Source organism: Mucilaginibacter roseus (assembly GCF_021215455.1).
Taxonomy (GTDB): Bacteria; Bacteroidota; Bacteroidia; order Sphingobacteriales; family Sphingobacteriaceae; genus Mucilaginibacter; species Mucilaginibacter roseus.
In genome coordinates this window covers 191657-211176 of the sequence record NZ_JAJPWV010000006.1, presented here as the reverse complement: position 1 = coordinate 211176, position 19520 = coordinate 191657, and the positions used below count along the sequence as shown (strand labels likewise).

The 19520-nt window shown below is 44.5% G+C and carries 19 protein-coding genes and 1 tRNA gene; 11 read left to right on the top strand and 9 right to left on the bottom strand.

Annotation, left to right across the window (positions count from 1 at the left end; genetic code table 11):
- Nucleotides 1-29: 29 nt before the first annotated feature.
- Nucleotides 30-1271, bottom strand: coding sequence for a TlpA disulfide reductase family protein (locus tag LT679_RS17610; RefSeq protein ID WP_232178986.1), 1242 nt, complete (start codon nt 1269-1271; stop codon nt 30-32).
- 533 nt (nt 1272-1804) lie between these two features.
- Here LT679_RS17610 and pnuC point away from each other — a divergent pair.
- From pnuC to LT679_RS17580, 6 genes are all read left to right on the top strand, one after another.
- On the top strand, nt 1805-2422 hold the full coding sequence (gene pnuC / locus LT679_RS17605) for a nicotinamide riboside transporter PnuC (protein WP_232178985.1): 618 nt from the start codon (nt 1805-1807) through the stop codon (nt 2420-2422).
- Complete coding sequence (locus LT679_RS17600) at nt 2415-2954, top strand: AAA family ATPase (RefSeq protein WP_232178984.1); 540 nt, start codon at nt 2415-2417, stop codon at nt 2952-2954. The genes pnuC and LT679_RS17600 overlap by 8 nt, the downstream gene beginning before the upstream one ends.
- An 86-nt stretch (nt 2955-3040) precedes the next feature.
- Complete coding sequence (locus LT679_RS17595; protein ID WP_232178983.1) at nt 3041-3601, top strand: RNA polymerase sigma factor; 561 nt, start codon at nt 3041-3043, stop codon at nt 3599-3601.
- Nucleotides 3598-4167, top strand: coding sequence for a hypothetical protein (locus LT679_RS17590; RefSeq protein WP_232178982.1), 570 nt, complete (start codon nt 3598-3600; stop codon nt 4165-4167). The genes LT679_RS17595 and LT679_RS17590 overlap by 4 nt, the downstream gene beginning before the upstream one ends.
- Nucleotides 4148-5491 (top strand): DUF4097 family beta strand repeat-containing protein, encoded by a 1344-nt coding sequence (locus tag LT679_RS17585; RefSeq protein ID WP_232178981.1) that lies wholly within the window; start codon nt 4148-4150, stop codon nt 5489-5491. The genes LT679_RS17590 and LT679_RS17585 overlap by 20 nt, the downstream gene beginning before the upstream one ends.
- 82 nt (nt 5492-5573) lie before the next feature.
- The gene (locus tag LT679_RS17580; RefSeq protein WP_232178980.1) at nt 5574-6338 is read left to right on the top strand and encodes a TerC family protein; all 765 of its coding nucleotides are present in this window, start codon (nt 5574-5576) and stop codon (nt 6336-6338) included.
- Nucleotides 6339-6394: 56 nt separating this feature from the next.
- On the opposite strand, the gene LT679_RS17575 is transcribed toward LT679_RS17580, so the two are convergent.
- The gene (locus LT679_RS17575; protein WP_232178979.1) at nt 6395-7324 is read right to left on the bottom strand and encodes a tetratricopeptide repeat protein; all 930 of its coding nucleotides are present in this window, start codon (nt 7322-7324) and stop codon (nt 6395-6397) included.
- Between the two features lie 94 nt (nt 7325-7418).
- Nucleotides 7419-8276 (bottom strand): helix-turn-helix domain-containing protein, encoded by an 858-nt coding sequence (locus LT679_RS17570; RefSeq protein WP_232178978.1) that lies wholly within the window; start codon nt 8274-8276, stop codon nt 7419-7421.
- 83 nt (nt 8277-8359) lie between these two features.
- Here LT679_RS17570 and LT679_RS17565 point away from each other — a divergent pair, with 83 nt between their 5' ends.
- Nucleotides 8360-9295 carry an NADP-dependent oxidoreductase gene (locus LT679_RS17565; RefSeq protein WP_232178977.1) on the top strand — a complete coding sequence of 312 codons (936 nt, stop codon included), beginning with the start codon at nt 8360-8362 and terminating at the stop codon, nt 9293-9295.
- A gap of 220 nt (nt 9296-9515) precedes the next feature.
- Nucleotides 9516-10574, top strand: coding sequence for an LLM class flavin-dependent oxidoreductase (locus tag LT679_RS17560; protein WP_232178976.1), 1059 nt, complete (start codon nt 9516-9518; stop codon nt 10572-10574).
- 47 nt (nt 10575-10621) lie between these two features.
- Here LT679_RS17560 and LT679_RS17555 read toward each other — a convergent pair.
- A tRNA-Asn gene (locus LT679_RS17555) sits at nt 10622-10695 on the bottom strand.
- Between the two features lie 87 nt (nt 10696-10782).
- Between LT679_RS17555 and LT679_RS17550 the strand changes: the two genes are divergently transcribed.
- A complete protein-coding gene (locus LT679_RS17550; RefSeq protein ID WP_232178975.1) occupies nt 10783-11697 on the top strand; it encodes a PfkB family carbohydrate kinase in 915 nt (304 codons plus the stop codon).
- 91 nt (nt 11698-11788) lie between these two features.
- Here LT679_RS17550 and LT679_RS17545 read toward each other — a convergent pair whose 3' ends face one another.
- The 4 genes from LT679_RS17545 to LT679_RS17530 are packed head-to-tail and all read right to left on the bottom strand — an operon-like array spanning nt 11789 to nt 14079.
- A complete protein-coding gene (locus LT679_RS17545; RefSeq protein ID WP_232178974.1) occupies nt 11789-12034 on the bottom strand; it encodes a cytochrome b5 domain-containing protein in 246 nt (81 codons plus the stop codon).
- Nucleotides 12027-12707 carry a lycopene cyclase domain-containing protein gene (locus tag LT679_RS18710; protein WP_232178973.1) on the bottom strand — a complete coding sequence of 227 codons (681 nt, stop codon included), beginning with the start codon at nt 12705-12707 and terminating at the stop codon, nt 12027-12029. Before LT679_RS18710 ends, LT679_RS17545 begins: the two co-directional genes overlap by 8 nt.
- A complete protein-coding gene (locus tag LT679_RS17535; protein WP_232178972.1) occupies nt 12704-13243 on the bottom strand; it encodes a hypothetical protein in 540 nt (179 codons plus the stop codon). The genes LT679_RS18710 and LT679_RS17535 overlap by 4 nt, the downstream gene beginning before the upstream one ends.
- Nucleotides 13243-14079: a phytoene/squalene synthase family protein gene (locus tag LT679_RS17530; RefSeq protein WP_232178971.1), complete on the bottom strand. Its 837-nt coding sequence runs from the start codon at nt 14077-14079 to the stop codon at nt 13243-13245. The genes LT679_RS17535 and LT679_RS17530 overlap by 1 nt, the downstream gene beginning before the upstream one ends.
- Before the next feature lie 91 nt (nt 14080-14170).
- Between LT679_RS17530 and LT679_RS17525 the strand changes: the two genes are divergently transcribed.
- Nucleotides 14171-15664, top strand: coding sequence for a phytoene desaturase family protein (locus tag LT679_RS17525; protein ID WP_232178970.1), 1494 nt, complete (start codon nt 14171-14173; stop codon nt 15662-15664).
- A 27-nt stretch (nt 15665-15691) separates the two neighbouring features.
- Nucleotides 15692-16879, top strand: a complete 1188-nt coding sequence (locus LT679_RS17520; protein ID WP_232178969.1) for a class I SAM-dependent rRNA methyltransferase — start codon at nt 15692-15694, stop codon at nt 16877-16879.
- 82 nt (nt 16880-16961) lie between these two features.
- Here the strand turns inward: LT679_RS17520 and LT679_RS17515 are convergent, their stop codons facing one another.
- Nucleotides 16962-19376 carry a TonB-dependent receptor gene (locus LT679_RS17515; RefSeq protein ID WP_232178968.1) on the bottom strand — a complete coding sequence of 805 codons (2415 nt, stop codon included), beginning with the start codon at nt 19374-19376 and terminating at the stop codon, nt 16962-16964.
- Nucleotides 19377-19520: the final 144 nt, after the last annotated feature.

Below are 19520 nucleotides of genomic sequence, written 5' to 3'. Positions count from 1 at the left end.
GGCGGATTAGTTTAATCCGCCATTCTTGTTTATTTTTCCGCTAACAGATCATCCGTCAGCTTTTCAAATTCATTTATAAACTCGGTATAATGTTCGCCGGTGGCAGGCCCGCTAAAGCCCGTGTGTATTTTGCGCACATTTCCGTTTTTATCAATAATGATGGTTGTAGGGAAGCCGACTACCTTGCTCAAACCGGGCAAGCTTTTGGCTGCCTCGCCTTTGTCGGGCGTATAACCGGTTATCAATAACGGGTAAGTAACATTAAAGCGCTCCTTTAACCTTACTAAAGCCTTTACAGATTGAGCAAAATTCTTGGTCCGCTCGTATGCCAAACCGATAATTTCAACACCTTTCGGCTGATATTTTTTGTAGTAGTTAACCAGGTAAGCGGTTTCATCCATACAATTAGGGCACCATGATCCTAATATCTGCACCATCACTACCTTTCCTTTAAAACGATCATCGTTAATAGACACTTCTTTTCCATCCAGGTCAGGGAAAGTAAAATCGAGCTTTTTGTAACCAGGTTTTAAGGCCGTAAGCGAGTAGGCATCGGGCAACCTGGCTTTTTCATTTCTTGCGGCTCGCCAAACATCCGTGCCGGACAGGCCGGCGTAAAACTTACCGCCCTCAATTTTATTTGCCCCTGCAACTTTGGCTTTGAACAGGTAAGCATGCCCACCGTCAAAGCACGACAAATAAAGACTATCGCCGGCAACGGTACCTTCCAGAAAGCGATAATCGCCGGTGGTGGTTAAAAAGGTGCCGGTTAGCTTGGCGCCAACATGTTTAAATTCGCCTACGGTGGTATCGGCCTTTTCACCCTTGCCAAATGTAGCCGACCAGCGCCCTCCTATGTTGGCGGTAGCCGGTTTCTCTTCCTTAAAGAAACGCCATTTGGTATCAGGGGTAGCAGTAAAATCCATTGCCACATCTTCGGTGGCCAAGTGTTTTACCCATTTACCTTGCAGGCCACCATCGCCGGTTTTAGCTAAGGCGAACTCCGAATCAAACAAAGGCATCTTTATGAATACCGAGTCGCCGTTGATGCTAACATCATTAACCGCAAACCGCTCGTTGCCGTTTATTATATTCAGTTTGTATTTATTTGCGCTATCGGCAAGTTCAAAGTTAAAGGGGATACCCTCACCTGTTGATGTTTTTAACACACCACGCCAAGTGCCGGTTTTTAATTTGGCTGATGGGCTGCTGCATGAAGCCAGCAAGGCGGCCGATAATATGAATAGTCCGTTACGGATATAATTTATCATTTTAAAAAGTCTACTAAATTAATATACTTTTCAAATGTAAATAATTTTGAGTTATTAGCGAATGCTGTTAGCGGGCAAACCAAAAATGTATAAACAAAAAAAGAGAGCATTTTTAAGTGCTCCCTTTCCCCTAATTAATTTAAACTATTGATTAAACCCAAAACAAAGAACATAACATCTCAGCCTGGGCGTCTGAGAATTCGATAAAAGATGTTTTTCACAGGTAGACGTTGTTTCTATTCTCTTTTCACAGATATAAACGCAAGGTCATCCAGTAATTAACAAACACGAAGCCATGAAACGAAAGAAAGCGTAACTAAGCTGTTACAATAGCCTACTTATAGCGCATAGCGCATGAATAAAGGTTAAAAAAAATTATCCTGAATTTAATAAACAGCACTTGTTTTAAACTTTTGGGTAATTAAAGGACAAAGTGTATGTATTAAGAAACACACGTGTGTAGGTTATTAAATACAAAGTGTACGGTTTGTATACAAATACCAACACTTTTACAAAACACTATATTTGACGTAATGAATATCAGCGCCGAATTGCAGCAATGGTGGCATCACCAAACGTGGTATGAGGTTATTGCCGTACTTACCGGTTTGGGCTGCGTTTACCTGGCGGCGCGCAATAGTATTTTGAATTGGCCATTGGCTATCATCAGCGTAAGCATCTATCTCTATATATTTTATGAGGCAAACCTGTTTGCCGATATGGGGCTGCAGGTTTACTTTTTAGCCATGAATATTTATGGCTGGTATTACTGGCTGCGCAAACCTGACGGCACAGGCCTGGCACCGGTAGCTGTTATTACTAAAAAACAAACGGCTATTGCGGTAGCAAGTGTTACGGGCGTAACCATAATATTAGGCAGCGGCCTCAAATACACATCGGCATCATTCCCTTACCTTGATAGCTTTTGCGCGGCATGCAGCGTGGTAGCACAAATACTGATGGCACGCCGGGTGGTACAAAACTGGCTGCTTTGGGTTTTCGTGGATGTAATTTATGTGGGCATCTATTATTTTAAAGATTTACACCTTACCGCAGTTATGTACGCGGTTTATATAATTATGGCGGCCATGGGTTACATTGAATGGCGGCGGCAATACCTTAAGCAGCAACAAAGCAAGGCAAATGGATAAAAATATCATCAAGATAGCAGTTGTAGGGCCTGAGTCAACGGGCAAGTCAACCATGGCGGCGTACCTGGCCGAGCACTATCATACTATTTGGGTGCCTGAGTATGCGCGCGAATACTGCGAAAGCCTGAACCGTGAGTATACTTGGGACGATGAGCTGAATATGTTTTACGGCCAATTAGCGTTGGAAGAAAAATTGATACCCCGGGCCAACAAGCTGCTTATTTGCGATACCACCTTTATCACCATAAAAATATGGAGCGACCATCTGTTTGGCCGCTCGCCGCAGGAGGTGCTGGATAAACTGGCCTCCCACCCCTATGATCTTTACCTGCTGCTGGATATTGATATGCCCTGGCAGGATGACCCGCTGCGCGATTTCCCTGACCTGCGCGAACACTTTATGGCCATATGGCACAGCGAACTGCAAGCGCTGAATGCCGACTACAAAGTTATATCGGGACTTGGCGCCGAGCGCTATGCCAACGCGGTAAACGCCGTTGACAGCTGGCTGAAAAGTTCCTCCAAAAAATAAATTTAACATTCTGATAATATTTTGTGCGGATGATGCAACACGCGGATATATCTGCTGTCTAATAGACTGAAAGCTGAATATCACAATTGGAAGCCATATACATCGACAAACATTACAACCTGGTGGTTGAATGCAAGCAGGGCAGTAAAAAGGCCTGCTATGAGCTCTATCGCCTGTACTCAAAAGCAATGCTGAACATTGCCTACCGCATAGTGGGCAACATTGGCGAGGCCGAAGATGTGCTGCAGGAAGCTTTTTTGCATGCCTTTAATAAAGTGCACGATTTTAGGCAGGAAACCACCTTTGGCCTGTGGCTCAAACAAATTGTTGTATCGCGATCCATCAACCTGCTCCGTAAGCGCAAACTGGAGTGGACTGAGCTGGAAGACGAGAAGATGATGAACATACCTGAAGAGGAGAAAGATGATGACGAGGAAAAGAATTACAAGGTAGCCGCTATAAAAGAGGCGATGAAGGAGCTCCCCGAAGGCTACCGCGTAGTGATCTCGCTTTACCTGCTTGAGGGGTATGACCATGAGGAAATAGGACAGATTTTAAATATTACAGAAAACACATCGCGTACACAGTTTTTACGCGCTAAACGAAAACTGGGCGAAATTTTAAGCAGAAAAGGAATAACATCATGAGCAAGCGATTAGAAGATTTCATGAAAGCTAACAAGGACGAGTTTAACGACCTTGAGCCACGTATGGAATTGTGGGACAGCATTGAACAAAAACTCAACCTGGCCCCCGAGCCGGAAAAAACAAAAAAAAGAGAGGCCAAAACATTCTCGTTAGGCTTTGTGCTAAGGGTGGCGGCCAGTGTTATTGTGGTAATGGGTGTTTGCTTTGTGCTATACCTGCGCAAAAGCAGGAACCAGGGCATTGAACTGGCCGATATTAACCCGGCGTATGCCAAACAGCAAATGCATTATGCATCATTAGTGCAAACCAAACGCAACGAGTTAAAAACGGTTGCCAAAATAGACCCTCAACTGTATCATGAATTCAGTAAGGAGATAGCCAAGATGGATTCGGCCTATACCCGCCTTAAAGGCGACCTGGCAACAAGCCCTAACCAGGAGCGTACCCTGCGCGCCATGATACGCAACCTGCAGATACAAACCGAGGTGCTTAACCAGCAACTGAACGTGATAGAACAATTTAAAGAATTGAAAAAAGAACAAAAAAATGAAATCAAGAATATATAAAGTATTCCGTTTGCTGCTGGCTTTTGTTTTGGCAACCGGCATCGCTTCGGCACAAAAAAAACCGGCTACTCCCGCAAAAACGGTGAAGCCCAATACCAAAGTTATGCTTAATGGCAGCGTATCATTAAGTGATGATGTTAACGCTACCCTTAACGATGTAAAGGTGCAGCTAAAAGATCTGCATGTAAACCTAAATGGCAAAGAGCTTAAAAAGCTTAACCAGGAGTTGGCGGTGAGCCTTAAAAACATGAATAAGGATTTAAACCTTAGCCTGGCTAACCTGGACAAAAGCCTTGCAGCAGTAGGCGACATTGATATTGACCTGGACGATATTGACGTTAACCTTAACCGTGTACATTTAAATGGGAATACAGTTAACGTTGCCGAGGATGATGATGACCTGGAAGAAAAGGTAAAAAACTACAGTAAAATATACCCTGCCGACCGGAATGATCTGCTAAGTATTGATAACCGCTATGGCAAAGTAACCATTAACACCTGGAACAAAAATGAATTTAAAGTTGATGTACAGGTAAAAGTCGCCACCAATAAAGAGGGGCAGGCTCAGAAAATGCTGGATGAAGTTACCATTGCCGATGGGCGCGACGGGCAAACCGTATGGTTTAAAACAAACATGGGTAATAGTAATAACAGCGGTTCGTGGTCATTTATCAGCGGCAGCCGTCGCAGCATTCGCCGTATCGAAATAAACTACACTGTTTATATGCCGGCCAAAAATAGCCTGGCTGTAACCAACCGCTATGGCAGCACCGTATTGCCGGATTTATACGGTAAAGTTACCATCAATCACTCATACGGTAACTTCGTGGCCAAAACGCTCAGCAATCCGGCTAATGATATTAATGTAAAATATGGCAGCGCCACCATTGAAGGCCTTACCGGCAGCGACTTAAATGTTGCTTATGGCAACCTTAACTTAAACGAATGTGAAAAGCTTACCGCTAAAGTAAGTTACGGTTCAGCAAAGATTGGCAGCATAAAAACTTCAGGCAATATCAATGTTAGATATAGCGGAGGGTTAAACATTGCCTCGCTTGATAAAAGCCTGAAAAACCTGGTGGTAAATTCATCATACTCGGGCGTAAAAGTTGGCGTAGGCGAACCTTTGAATGTTGATTTTGATGTAACCGTACATTATGGCAGCTTTAATTATAATAACGATGTAGTTAACGTGGTAAACAAAAACCCGTCTGACGAGGAACGCGGTTTTAGCCCAACCAAAACCTTTAAAGGCAAGCTGGGTAAAGGCAGCAACGGTACCATCGTTATCAACTCCAACTATGGTAGTGTAAAGTTCGAATAATTCAATACCCTGTTAAATACTAATTATTAAAACCCTTGCCCTATGGCAGGGGTTTTGTATTTTAGCATCACTTACACATAGCATGGAAATTTTCTCGAACCCGGAAACCTGGATATCCCTCATTACCCTTACCGTACTGGAAATTGTATTGGGTATTGATAACATTATATTTATTTCGATACTGGCTGATAAGCTACCCAAAGATCAGCAGGCCAAAGGCAGGCGTGTGGGTTTGGGCATGGCGCTTATCACCCGCATTTTGCTGTTGTTATCCATAAGCTGGGTCATGCGCCTCACATCGCCATTGTTTAACCTTTCGGGCATATTTGGCATAACCGACCCGGAATGGGTGGAAAAACTGGCCATCTCAGGCCGCGACCTTATTTTGCTGATTGGCGGTTTATTCCTGATCTACAAAAGCACGCACGAAATACATGGCAAAATTGAGGGTGATGATGACGATACAGGCAATGTAAAAGGCCATTCGTTTTGGGGCACTATATTCCAGATCATGATACTGGACATTGTTTTCTCGCTCGATTCGGTGATCACAGCGGTGGGCATGGCCGACCATGTGGAGATTATGATAGCCGCAGTGGTTATTGCCGTGTGTATTATGATGTGGGCATCGGGCAGCGTGGCTAACTTTGTAAATAAGCACCCTACGGTTAAAATGCTAGCCCTGTCGTTCTTATTACTCATCGGCGTATCATTACTGGCCGAAGCGCTTGAACAGCATATCCCGAAAGGCTATATTTATTTCGCTATGGCTTTTTCGGTAATGGTTGAAATGCTAAACCTCAAAATTAAAAGCAAAAGCACCAGTAAGGAAATCGTAAAAAAGTAAATAGCGCCTTGTCAAAAGCGTTCATGGGTGAGCTTGCCGAAGGACCTACAACTATTCTAAAACTCCTGCCTGCCACTTGCTTTTGCCCGTGCAGCAGCGGCTTTATCAACGCTCTGGCTTATATGATCGGCAAATTCGGCCATACGGTCGGCTTGCGCCAGCTGGTAATATCCGGTAACTAAACTGTTTAAAAATGGCTCGGCCTGCTTTTCGAGTAATGGACCGAGCGCTTTAAATACCGCGCTTAACTGTTTAGCCAGCAGTGGTGCCGTTGCCCCGCCCTTCTTTATACTACCAACTGCCGAAGTAATAGCCTGATTCAACTTCTTATTCAATGCATCTACCACCAGCGCCTTTTCGCCTGGCGCAAGTTTAAGGGACCCGCCTTTTAAAATGCTTTGCAGGTTTCCGTAAGCTTCGGCACTACTGGCCCCGTTAGGGTCGAGCGCTAAAAAGCGGCAAAGTGCCAGCAGGGCCGGTGCCCGCTTGTTTTGATGAAATGTAACCAGCGCGTATAGGCGCAAGCTCGCCGTGTGTTTCGGATCGGCAGCCAGCACAGTAAGGGCGCTTTTCTCAGCTTCAGCGTACAGCCTCGCCCTGAAATACGCAAGGGCGATATTGTAATGCAGTGTATAATCTTCAGGGGCTAACTTTATAGCCTGTAAATAGCTTTCAATTGCCTGCCTGGCTTGTCCTCTCTTATCATATATACTACCCATCAGGCTGTACGCCGAGGCAGTAATTGTGGATGATGAGCCAGCGGCTACAACCTTTTGCAAATACGGGATAGCATCCGCCCCTTTACCCATAGCGTTCAGGCTGAAAGCCATTTGATAATTGGCGGCGCTGTTATCGGGCGCCAATTTTAAAGCGGCTTTATATTTTTCGATCGCGTTAGTATAGTCATGTTTAGCGGCGAGTTCGCTACCTTCCTGTACCAGAGTACGGGCATCCTGCGCATTGCTGTTCAGCCGGATGATAAACATTAAAAGGGTTAATAGATATTTCAAAGCTCGTTTATGTTTATGTAATGATAACGTTTGTGGTATCGCTTTTCACCTAATCACCTAAATAAAAAAATCAAACCACCGCCTTTAACTTTTGATAACTAGTAAGCCTAAACGCCTTTGGGCTTACGCCTTTATTATTACGGAAAAATTTATTGAGATGGCTTTCGTCTGTAAAACCAAATTCGTTAACAATCTCACCCAGGCGCTTGTCGCTGTGTATCAGCCGGTGTTCAATCAACGTTTGCCGGTATTGCGTAATATACTTTTGCAGGGTGCTGCCTGTATGCTGCTTAAAATATTTGCCCAGGTAATTAACAGAAACATTAAAATGCCTGCACAGGTAATCGGCGCGTAGTTTTTCCGGGTAATAAATATTGGCTTGTATAAAGTTAAGGATGTTAACGGCCCGTTTATCCGCATTTTCAGATAGCTCAAGGTGCAAAAACTTAGCGATATTGCGCGCTACCAAAACAATCAGGGTATTTACATACTGCTGTATCAACTCCTGGTTATATATATCCCGGCTCTCGTATTCCCTGATAATGGCATCCACCAAAGGTTTAACCACCTGCTTATCAACAATATTTTTCAAGATACAACCCGGTTTATGATTGGCATTCTGTAATATAAACTCCAGCTTTTGAACATTGCCGGTTAAAATACCCGACTCGCGGATATAGATATCATTAAAGCGCAGATAGAAAAAAGTGGTTGTGTTTTTAACCTGGAACGAATGGCAATCCTCCGGCGTAATTAAAAACATATGTCCGGGCTGATAAGCAAACTGGCTTTGATTGATACACTGTGTGCCCGTACCTTCAACAATATAAACCAGTTCAAAAAAACTATGCTTATGTCCATTGCGGATACCTTCATCCAATGTTATATACTCGATAGAAAAAGGCTCATGCAAATCTTCACATTTCATAATTATACCAGTTTTTAGCAAATTTATACCAAATAAAGTGTTACTAACAAGTATATTTTTGCTTTATAAAAATACAGATGATTATGAAAGCATTTATTTTAAACAACCCGGGCGAAGTTAGCGAACTGCAGCTTCGTGATATCGAAACTCCAACCATCTTATCTGGCGAAGTGCTGGTAAAAGTAAAAGCCATCAGCATTAACCCGGTTGATACAAAAAGTCGCGCCGGCAAGGGCGTTTATGGCCGCATTAAGGATCAAAGTCCGCTCATATTAGGCTGGGACATATCCGGCACGGTTACCGAATCAAACTCAGAAAAATTCAAGGTGGGCGACGAGGTTTTCGGGATGGTTAACTTTCCGGGCCATGGCAAAGCTTATGCCGAATATGTAGCCGCCCCAGCAGCACAGCTTGCGTTAAAACCGGCCAATATTTCGCACCAGGAAGCAGCTGCTGCAACGCTTGCAGCATTAACCGCCTACCAGGCCATGGTGCACAACGCGCATGTACAGGCAGGGCAAAAGGTATTGATACATGCTGCTGCCGGAGGTGTGGGTCATTTTGCCGTACAGTTAGCCAGGCATTTAGGTGCCCGGGTTACCGGAACATCATCGGCACGAAATAAAGATTTTATTTTGAGCTTAGGTGCTGACGCGCATATTGATTATACCAACTACGATTGGGCTAATCATCCCGAAGAATTTGATTTTGTTTTGGACGGTGTAGGCGGCGATACTATCGACAAATCGTTACTGGTCACAAAACGCGGCGGCACGGTGATCAGTATACCAACCGGCCTTAACGAGGCTGTTACTGAAAAAGCCAAAGCGAAAGGTGTTAACGGTTACTTCATCCTGGTAAAGTCTGACGGTGATGATATGGAGCAGATTGCTGCCCTGCTCGAAAGAGGCGTTCTGAAAGCGCATGTATCACAAACTTTTCCGTTTGCCGAGATATCCAAAGCACACCTGCAGGTTGAGAGCGGGCGTACAGTTGGCAAAGTGGTCGTGACTTTATGATATAACCAGCTAACGGCAAACGAAAGCAGCCTGATGTACATAACCATACCTCAGGCTGCTTTTTGCTTTTAAGGTGACGATTTACATAGCGATGGCTTAAACCCATAAGAAAATTACTTTCAAATAGATAAGCACTATGTTAATGCATGTGAACTTTCCTGAACTTTGAAAAATATTGCTTTTCGAACTTTCAAAACCGAAGGTTTTAAAATATAAAGAAATGGAAAAACAGAAAATAGCATATTCTATACTGGAACTTGCACTTGTTGCACAGGGCAATACCATCAAGCAAACATTAAACAATTCGCTCGAACTGGCTAAAGCAGCCGAGGCGACGGGTTATAAACGTTTCTGGTTTGCCGAGCATCATAATTCGGCATATATAGGCAGTAGCGCCCCTACGTTACTTATCGGCTATATTGCTGATAACACGAAAGAGATACGCGTAGGCTCGGGCGGTGTAATGCTGCCTAACCACTCGCCGCTTGTAGTTGCCGAGCAATTTGGCACACTGGCGCATCTTTATCCCGGCCGCATTGACCTGGGCTTGGGGCGTGCTCCGGGTACCGACACCGATACCGCGCTTGCCATACGGTCAGATTTTATACGGGCGGCCCAATCTTTCCCGCAGGAAGTTGCCAAAATACAGCACTATTTTGACGAAGCCAATCAAACTTCAAAAGTAAGGGCTGCTATTGCCGAAGGCACGAATGTACCGGTATATATTTTAGGCTCAAGTACCGACAGTGCGCATCTGGCTGCTAAAGAAGGATTACCTTACGCTTTCGCCAGCCACTTCGCATCGACACATTTGCTTGAGGCGCTTGAAATTTATCGCTCGGAGTTTAAGCCATCCGCGTTTTTAGATAAACCCTATACCATGGCGGGCGTTAATGTTTTTGTAGCCGACACCGAAGAGAAGGCGGAAGGGCTGCTGACTACGCTGATCAAAATGTTTGTAGGTGTGTTGACCGGAAAATCCAACGCGCTACAGCCACCTGCGGAATTGACCAATGATATGAGAGACATTTTGAGGCACCCGGCAGTACATCAAATGCTCAAATACTCATTTGCCGGAACCAAGGCGACAGTGAAAGAGCAGATCACAGACTTTTTGAAACAAACCAAGGTTGATGAACTGATCACCACCTCGCCTACATTTTCAATTGAGGACCGCCTGCAATCAACAAGGCTTTTTGCAGAAGTGATGAATGAAATAAACCAAGGCAGTTATGTTGCACCCGGCAAGCCAGCAATTTATCAGATTAATAAAATGTGAGGGCATAAAAAAAAGCAAGCGACCGTTTTACCGTGCTTGCTTTTTTGCTCCTGAGGCTGGGCTCGAACCAGCGACCCTCTGATTAACAGTCAGATGCTCTAACCGGCTGAGCTACTCAGGAATGCTTTTTACCGATTGGGTGTGCAAAAGTATATTTTCTGCTTTAATTTCACAATATTTGCACAAAAAAAATTTAAAATATTTTCACATGAGTTTGGTTGTTATTGGCACCGTGGCGTTTGACGCTATCGAAACCCCCTTTGGTAAAACTGATAAAATTGTCGGTGGTTCAGCATCTTACGCGGGTTTATCGGCTTCATATTTATATGATAAAGTTAAAATTGTAGCCGTTGTTGGCGATGATTTTCACCAAACCGAAATAGACGATTTTAATGCGCACGGCATCAATACCGAAGGCTTGCAGATTAAAAAAGGCGAAAAATCCTTTTTTTGGGCAGGCAAATACCATAACGACATGAACACCCGCGATACGCTGGTGACCGACCTGAACGTATTGGCCGACTTTGACCCCATCATTCCAGACAGTTACCAGGATTGCGAATATCTGATGCTGGGCAACCTTACCCCGCAGGTGCAACAAACGGTTATTAAACGCTTAACCAAACGTCCGAAGCTGATTGTGATGGACACCATGAACTTCTGGATGAACATTGCCCTGGATGACCTGCTGGATACGCTGAAAATGGTGGACGTTTTAACCATTAACGATGAAGAGGCACGCCAGCTATCCGGCGAATATTCACTGGTAAAGGCTGCTGCCAAAATATTAACCATGGGGCCTAAATACCTTGTAATTAAAAAGGGCGAACATGGTGCTTTGTTGTTTGATAAGGATTCTGTTTTCGCTACACCTGCCTTACCCCTTGCCGAGGTGTTTGATCCAACCGGCGCAGGCGATACTTTCGCGGGTGGCTTTATTGGTTATCTGGCTAAGGTTGGCAGCATCAACTTTAATAACATGAAAAATGCTTTGATATACGGCTCAGCGCTGGCATCATTCTGCGTAGAGAAATTTGGCCCGGAAAGAATTAAAAACCTTACACAGGAAGAAATAACGGAACGTGTACAGCAATTTGTAAAGCTGTCGAAGTTTGAGCTGTAGGCTCCCTTTCTAACTCGCCCCCTAACCCCCTAAAGGGGGAACTAATATTCAAAATTCCGAGTTTGAGCTCCCCCTTTAGGGGCTGGGGGGCTTAGCTTGAAGCTGTTAATCTCCCTACCTTCTCAAATTTCTCAAAAACGGTTTCTGTGTGCGGGGCATCAGCTAGTTCTTGAGTTAAATCCTGCCCGGCCCAATGTTCGTAGTGTTTGCCGTTGCGCCACAGGCGGCTTTCGGTTACATCATAAATAATTCCCTGGTAAGCTACCCATATCTGCGGTTTATCCTGCCCGTTACGGAGCGCTAATTGTGAGCGGGTATATTGCGGCAAATTATCCATTAGCGTTGCGATTCTTGAAGTATTCAAAAAATCCAACATTCATCACCAGTAAGGCTAATGAGTAAAAATGATCCTCGAATGGTATAGTGCCCACACGGAAGCCTAAATTCTCGGCATCGTTGTATAAAACCACTGGTATGGACGTAAGCAAACCGTTAACAATGTAAAACGGCAGTAACGATACTATGTAAGCCATGTAAAATCTCGATAACCACTCCGCCCTTGCTATAAATTGCAGGTAAACAATCACTACGAACAGTAGCCCAAAGGTCACTGCCGTATATAACCTGTCGTAATGAAGTATCAGTAAAACGGCAGAGAGAATTAGCAACAGGTTTGATATGATTCGCGTAAGCCTGATGTTAAGCGACCATTTCACATAATAATTAAGGCAGGCGTAGATAAATATACAGGCGAAGGGCACGGTTAAAAAAAATAAAATCTCCTCCAACGGCAGCCCGTAAAATTTTACGCCGATTATACGTTCCTGGCTAAACCACCATACGCCTTTTATGGTAAACAGCACATCCCAAAACAAAAATACCAAACCTGTAATAGCCATGCCCGGCCAAATGTGCCGCCAGTTTTTGGCAAATTGTACCCGCCTGTCAAACGAGAGTACAACCGGAAAAAAAATGGTCAGAAAATTAATAATAAGGTAAGTGTACTTCACTTTAAGGCGGCTAATTGCTTATGTAAATACTCATTCTCGGCAGTGGTACACCTTTTAGAGTCGATCAGGAACTTTACCGCGGTACGTATCAGGTCTGTATCTTCTTCCTTGTAGTTTTTCTTTTTTATTTGCTCGATGATCGTCTTGCGGTCGTTCTCAAGGTTTTTATGATAACCTAAAAAACCGGGCACATTATGCTCAACAGAAAAACGCATAAACCTTATCTCAATATTATGCGGATCGGCAGCTACGGCTTCGGCATAAGTTTTTTCAGAAGCGTTTAGATATTTCAATTTGGAGATGGGGTTCCAGGCATGTATGGCTTTAAGTGCCTGCAAGGTGGCCATGTAGCCGGTAATTAAAGCGTTTTTATGCTTGGTGGCATCAAGCGCGTTGTATAGCGAGTCGGTAGTTTTGCTGCTTTTAAGCGCCGTTAATAGCTGCTTGCGTATCACTTCGGGGTCATGCTCGTTTGCCCGCGCTCCGTTAATGCCGATGCTAAAAAAAAGTAAACAACTTAATACAAATAACTTCATTAAATAGCTTTGAGTTTCTGCTGCATCACAGCCTGAGCAAATAACGCTATTTTTCTGGTATCTGATACACGCACCCGGTTTTGAAGTATATGATCGACAGATGTAGTACTTATCTTCTTAAACAATTGCTTGTAGTAAGTATAGGCTATGTATACCCCAAGCTTACAGCCAACCGGCAGCATTTTAATACCCTCGTAGGCCATATCAAAGTCACGCTGTATATCCTGCTCAATTTCCTGCTTATCGCGCTCTGTAAATTTATCAAAATTCACGTTAGGGAAATAGGTTCGCCCGCGTTCTTCTTTATCGGCCTTAACATCCCGCAAAAAGTTTACCTTTTGGAATGCTGAGCCGAGGGCGCAAGCATTAGGCACCAAGGCGCGGTACTGCGCATCATTACCCTCACAAAATACACGCAGGCACATTAAACCCACTACCTCTGCCGAGCCATAGATGTACGCTTTATAACTTTCTTCATCGTAAGTATTGGCATACAGATCCATCTCCATTGATGTTAAAAAAGCATCGATCAGCTCAGCTTCGATTCCATAATGATTAACTATTACCTGAAAGGCATGTAATACGGGATTCAGGCTGATGCGCTCTTCAATAGCTCTGAAGGTATCGGCTCGGAAAGCGGCGATCAGTTTGGCTTTATCAAATTCATGAAAGGTATCTACAATCTCGTCGGCATAGCGCACAAAGCCATAAATAGCATAAATAGGATCTCTGAATTTGGGTGCGAAAGCTTTAATACCCAGGCTGAAAGAGGTACTGTAATTATTGGTGATCAGTCGGCTACAATCAAAACAGGTACTGTCGTAAAGCTGCATCATAATTTGAGGGTTACCGTAAATGTACAAATTGAAGTTGATTTTGTTTGTTACCGCTCAAACAATTTGCCTACTTTGGGTTATTAGAGTGAACATGCTTAAAAGTAAAATTGCCGTTATCGGGTCGGGCTTCGCGGGCTTAAGCGCGGCCTGCGTTTTAGCCAAACAGGGGTATGATGTAACCATATACGAAAAGAACAGCCAGCCGGGCGGCCGGGCGCAGGTTTGGGAAACGCATGGCTTCCGTTTTGATATGGGCCCGAGCTGGTATTGGATGCCTGATGTATTTGAAGACTTTTTTGCGCAATTTGGCAAAAAGCCTTCTGATTACTATCATCTCAAGAGGCTCGACCCTGGCTATCGCGTATATTTTGGTAAGGATGACCTGCTGGATGTACCGGCAGCTATGGCAGAACTTGAAACCATGTTTGAGGCGATAGAACCGGGCAGCGGTGAAAAGCTGCGTGAGTTTTTAAAACAGGCAGAGTATAAGTACAAGGTAGGCATGGGTGAGTATGTGTTTAAGCCCTCGCATTCTATAACCGAATATTTTGATCTCAACCTGATCAAAAAAAGCCTGGGCATACAATTACTTACCAGCATGAGTAAGCACTTACGTAAGTACTTTCATAATTCCAAACTGATAAAACTACTGGAATTTCCGGTGCTGTTTTTAGGCGCCACGCCACAAAATACCCCGGCCATGTACAGCATGATGAACTATGCCGACCTGGCTTTAGGCACCTGGTACCCAATGGGCGGCATGAACGAAATTGTTAAAGCGATGGTAAGCCTGGCGCAGGAACTTGGTGTAACCATTAAATTAAATACTGAAGTAAAACACCTGCAGGTAACCGCAGGTAAGGTTACCGCTATTGAAACTGATAAAGGTAATTTTACCGCAGATATAGTTGTAGCCGGCGCTGATTACGAACATGTAGACCAAAAACTGATAGAAAAACCCTTCAGGAATTACACGGAAAAATATTGGGACAGCCGCACCATGTCGCCATCGAGCCTGCTGTTTTATATCGGACTGAATAAAAAAATTGGCGATGTAAAGCATCATAACCTGTTCTTTGATGAGGACTTTGATCAGCATGCGCACGAAATTTATACCGAGCCGCAATGGCCGTCAAAGCCGTTGTTTTATGCCTCTTGCCCGTCAAAAACGGATAACAGCGTAGCACCCGAAGGCTGCGAGAACCTATTCTTCCTAATGCCTCTGGCGCCGGGACTGCAAGATAGCGAAGCCATGCGCGAAAAATATTTCGACATTATGGTGAAACGTTTTGAGGCCGTAACCGGCGAAAGCATCCGCAATGCCATTATGGTAAAGCGCAGCTACGCAATGAATGATTTTAAGGCAGATTATCACTCCTACAAAGGCAATGCTTATGGTCTGGCCAACACCTTACACCAAACCGCCTTTTTAAAGCCGGCTATGCGGGCAAAACACATCAGTAACCTGTTATATACCGGGCAGCTTACCGTACCGGGACCGGGAGTTCCACCAGCCATTATATCGGGCAGGGTGGTTGCCGCCGAAGTTCAAAAGCTGATAAAGCCCGAGGTTAAGCAGCCATAACACATTGTAATTGCTACCTTTGCGCTTATGGTTGACGTTATATTAAAAAAGGGCAAAGAAAAAGCGGTATTGCAACGCCACCCCTGGGTTTTCTCGGGCGCGGTGGAACGGGTTAAAGGTAAACCTGCCAATGGCGACGTAGTACGGCTGGTATCTGCCCAGGGCTTATTTATGGCCTATGGTTTTTATAACGATAAATCACGCGTGGCACTCAGGCTACTGGAGTGGAACGAAGAAGTACAGATTGATCAGGCCTGGTTTCGCACAAAGGTTGCTGATGCTGTTAGCGCCCGCCGCCATGTACTTGCCGATGGCGAAACCAACACCTGCCGGCTAATTTTTAGCGAAGCTGACTATTTGCCGGGACTCATCGTAGACAAATACGCCGATCATCTGGCTGTACAGGTACTCACATCCGGCATTGATAATAACCTACCGGTGATTATTGATGAATTGCAAAAGTTGCTCAATCCTAAAAGTATATTCGACAAGAGCGACGCTTCATCGCGCCAGCACGAGGGTTTGGCCACCGAAAACAAACTGCTTTGGGGTACCCAGCCGCCCGAGCTGGTTGAAGTGCAAGAAAATGGCATAACCTATGGCATTAACATCGCCGAAGGACAAAAATCAGGATTTTATTGCGACCAGCGCGATAACCGCCGCATACTGGCATCGTACGCCAAAGGCAAAAAGGTGCTGGATTGCTTTTCGTACACCGGTGGCTTTACCCTAAACAGCCTGAAAAATGAAGCCGCCTCTGTTACCAGTGTAGACAGCTCGGCCTTAGCTGTTGAAACCCTGAATGAAAACATCCGCCTGAATAATTTTGACACTACAAAGCACCAGGCTATCAAAGCTGATGTAAACAGTCAGCTACGCCGTTTTAAGGATGATGGTGAGAAGTTTGATGTTATCGTGCTTGATCCGCCAAAGTATGCCCCATCGCGCTCCGCGTTAGACCGGGCATCTCGCGCTTATAAGGATTTGAACCGCATAGCTATGCTGCTACTTAATGATGGCGGCTTGCTGGCTACCTACTCCTGCTCGGGGGCAATGGATTTGGAAACTTTTAAACAGGTACTGGCCTGGGCAGCCCTTGATGCTGGCAAGCAGGTACAATTCATCCATCAGTTTTGCCAGCCTGAAGATCACCCGGTACGCTCGTCATTCCCTGAAGGCGAGTATTTAAAAGGATTGCTTTGCCGGGTGTTTTAATTAGATAACTATCAACATACCTAAATACAAAAGCGGGCGTAGCAAAATAACTACGCCCGCTTTGCATTATCAGTGGCAGCTGTTAAAACTTGTAAGTAACGTTGGCTACTACAGCGCGTGGCATTTGCGGCTCCACGGTAGTCCAACCTTTAAAGTATTCCTTATTGGTAAGGTTATCCACTTTTAAACCAATGCGGTATTTTGCCGTATTGTAAAAAATGGTAGCGTTGAGTACGGTATACGACGGCAAAGTAAATTCGCCTGTACGTAAATCATTTGTGATGACGTTCTTACCGGCATAGTTACCACCAAAACCGGCACCCCAACCTTTTAATACTCCGGTCGGCTGTGTATAGCTGATCCAGGCATTAACCAGGTCGGCAGGACCTGCGCTCACCGGCCTTCTGTTAACCACATTCTGGTCGGCTTTAGTAAACTTGCTGTTGTTATGGCTGTAACCGGCCACAATGTTTAAGCCGGCTACCGGATTAGCAATCAGGTCAAGCTCAAAGCCTTTGCTTTTTTGGGTACCATCCTGTATAGTAACGTTGTACGTTTGGCCATCGCGAACAATAGCCTCGGTACGGGTAGTATTATTTACCGATATATCGTAGTAACTTGCTGTCATGCTTAATTTCCCTTTGAAAGCATCGAGCTTAACACCACCCTCAATTTGGTTAGCTTGCTGAGGCTTAAATACGCCCGATACGTCAGGTAATGGCTGGGTTACCGGCGCTACGTTTCTGAAAGCATTCATGTAGTTACCAAAAACCGATACCTGATCTTTAACTACCTGATAAACTAAACCGAACTTTGGCGATACGGCGGTTTGTTTGTACTCACCGGTTACCGCGTTTGTTAATTTATTATAAGTACCGCGGCTATCAAAACGATCCACACGTACACTCGCCATAGCTAATAAACGGTCGGTTACATTAAACACGTCCGACAGGTAAGCGCTATATACATTTACATTAGTACGGTTTTTTGTAAAGCCTGTTGTGGCTGCACCCAGGCGGGTAATTAAAGCCTGTTTGTTCAGGCCAACATAACGCGGATCATTAATTGATGAGTTTACCTGATCGAACAGGATATAAGGCGAGTTATCATTATCAGTAATTTGGTTCAGGTAATCAAGCCCTACCACTACACGGTTACGTTTACCGGCAATATTGAAGTCGCCAATAAAGTTTTGCTGCACATCAATAGCTGTACTTGTTGAGTTAAGTATGCTGGCATAACGGTTAAGCAGGGTATCGCTGGCACCGATGTACATGATATACTGGTTCACCCCGTCAGACTTACGGATGCTGCGTGAAAAGCTGGTTTGCGATGTCCACTCATTGCTCAACTTGTAAGTGGCCAAGCCCCGAACATTAACTGTTGGGTTTTTGTAAGTGATATCGTTAGCGGTGTACGAGCGTTTGAAATCAAAATTCAACTCTTCCGGTGTGCGAGCAATAAGCTGCCTGCCCCTGTTCAGGAAAACCATAAGGGCGTTAGTACCTTCGTAGTTGTAAAATTCTGCATCCAGATTCAAGGTCAGTTTATCCGAAGCGCGGTATTCAAATGAAGGCGCGGCAAAAAACGACCTGCGGAAGCCTGCATCCTGAAAGCTGCTTTGATAATGGTAAGCCGCGTTAACACGGGCCAGCAGTTTCTTGTCAGATGATACCGGTCCGTATATATCCGCATTAATGCGGCTCAAACCAAAGTTACCGGTTGAATAACCAACCGATCCGCCTAAGGTATCAATAGGGCGTTTGGTTACAATGTTTATTAAACCACCAAAGTTGGTTAAGGCGCCACCATATAAAGTACCCGAAGGGCCTTTTATAACCTCAATACGCTCTATGTTGGATGGATCCAGATCGCCGTTAGTTAAACCGGCAATACCATTTATAATGCTTGGCTGGGTAGCAAAACCACGCAGGGTGTAATAAGCAGCACCGTCAGACGCTCGGCCTGTTGACGACCACAATTTATCAAGACCTGAGGTGTTCTTTAAAGCATCATTAAAGTTAGTGTTGATTTGCTGCACCATCAACTCCTTGGTAATGCTGGTGTAAACCTGCGGATTTTCAAGGTTATTTAAAGGCAGCTTTGAAACATAAGGGCTTTTTTTAACCACCAGGCGGTTAGTTCTGCCCGCGGTTATATTTACTGCTTCCAGCTCTGATACACTGGCGCTAATTGTTATGGGTGATAACTTTTGCGTTTTGGAAGCCTCTATGGTAATATCCTGCTCCTGGCTGGTGCTACCTACCTGCGATATAACCAGTGTGTAGCTTGCGGCAGGTGCCTTAATGCTGAATTCGCCTTTATCGTCTGTTACGGCACCATAACGTGTGCCTTTCAAATTAACGGAAACGCCTTCGGCGGGTTGCTCGTCAGAGGTAAGTATGCTACCTTTTATAGTTCCGTTTGATTGCGCCTGAACGTCAATAATCAGAAACATTAAACCTGTGATGAGTAAAAGCTGATAAAAATATTTCATTTATTTAGACTTAGTTTAAATTATGCGGCGAAAGTAGGATTTTTACCGCACCGAACCAAGTCTAATTTTGAATTATTCTAAATAGAGCTATTAAACATAAACAAAAAAACCCGCGTTTGCGGGTTTAGCTATATATGTTGAGTT